We start from the raw sequence: 1,316 nt of genomic DNA, 5'->3' as shown, positions 1-1,316 counted from the left end.
TTTCGAGCGCGGCCATCTCCTCGGCACAGGGCGATTCCAGTTCCTCTTCGACGTTCGCGATCGCGGCGTCGACGTCGATCTGCGTGTCCTCTTTGTTATTGTACATCTCGGTGACGTGGTCGAGGACTTGCTCGCGGTACTCCACAAGCGCTTTTTCTTGGTCGATTCGCGCCGCGTCGAGGTTCTCCTGGCCGACCGAGGTGGGTTCGTGGCCCACGGGCTCACCGAAGATGTCCTCTAAGTGCGCGGCCGGATCGGTCGTGACGACAAGCGTTTCGTGGCCCGCCTCAGCGAGTTTCGTCGCTGCCGTCGAGGCGACCGTGCTCTTGCCGACGCCGCCCTTCCCGGTGAAAAAGAGGTACTGCGTCTCCTCGCCCGGCGTGAGCTGGTCGACAACCGCGTCGGCGTCCGCCATCGAATCGAACTCGACCGCACCGTCAGCGTCCACGTCGGTCGCGGTCCCGACGTCGACGGTCGCCTCCGTGCCGTCGTAGAGGACACCGCCCACGTCAGCGAGCAGGTCGAGCCCGGCTATCTCGCCGGGCTGGAGCGGGTACGTCGCCGTCGCGTCCGCGTCGAACTCCTCTCGGGCGCGCTCGATGACGGCCTGCTCGTCCGCGCGTTTCCCCTCGAAGAAGGGGTCCTCGCACACCGACTCCGGGAGATAGCCGTTGAGGATCAACAGCTGCGACTCGATCCCGAGGTCGCCGAGGTCACTCGCGCTGCGTTCGATCTCGTCGATCGAGGAGTCCTCCGGCTTGCCGACGAAGGCAAAGGAAGTGCGCTCGTCGTCCTGGAGCGTGTCGATCGCGCGCTCGTAATCCTGTTTTTTGTCCTCCATCGAGGCCGCCGGCCCGATACAGGTCGAGCCGCCCTTCTCGAGTTCGGCGTTCCAGTCAGAGGGGAGCTCCATCAGCCGGATGGTGTGGCCCGTCGGTGCAGTGTCGAAGACGACGACGTCGTACTCCGGGCTGTCCATGAAGTCGACGAAGTTGTCGAAGGCGGCGATCTCCTCGACGCAGGGGCTGTTGAGCTGCTCTTCGACCGTCTGGATCTCCTCTTCACCGAGCAGTTCGCGCATCGGCTCGATCGTCTCCTGGCGGTACTCCTCGGCGGCGGTGTCCGGGTCGATCTCGATCGCCGAGAGGTTCTCGATCCCGTCGATCGCGGTGACCTCGTGGCCGATCGACTGCCCGAAGATGTCCGAGAGATTCGGGGCAGGGTCGGTGGTCACCAGCAGCGTCTCGTAGTCGTTGTCGGCGAGCCACGTCGCGGTCGCACAGCTCACCGTGCTCTTGCCGACGCCGCCCTTCCCG

The 1,316-nt window shown here is 65.2% G+C and carries 1 protein-coding gene; it reads right to left on the bottom strand.

Annotated elements, in window-relative coordinates:
- Positions 1 to 1,316: TRC40/GET3/ArsA family transport-energizing ATPase (locus ESO89_RS18300; RefSeq protein WP_128906805.1), on the bottom strand; the 1,316-nt coding region annotated here is incomplete at both ends.

This window comes from Halorubrum amylolyticum, from assembly GCF_004114995.1.
Taxonomy (GTDB): Archaea; Halobacteriota; Halobacteria; order Halobacteriales; family Haloferacaceae; genus Halorubrum; species Halorubrum amylolyticum.
Note: the sequence above shows the minus strand (reverse complement) of the source record. Positions and strands in the feature narration are given on the sequence as shown.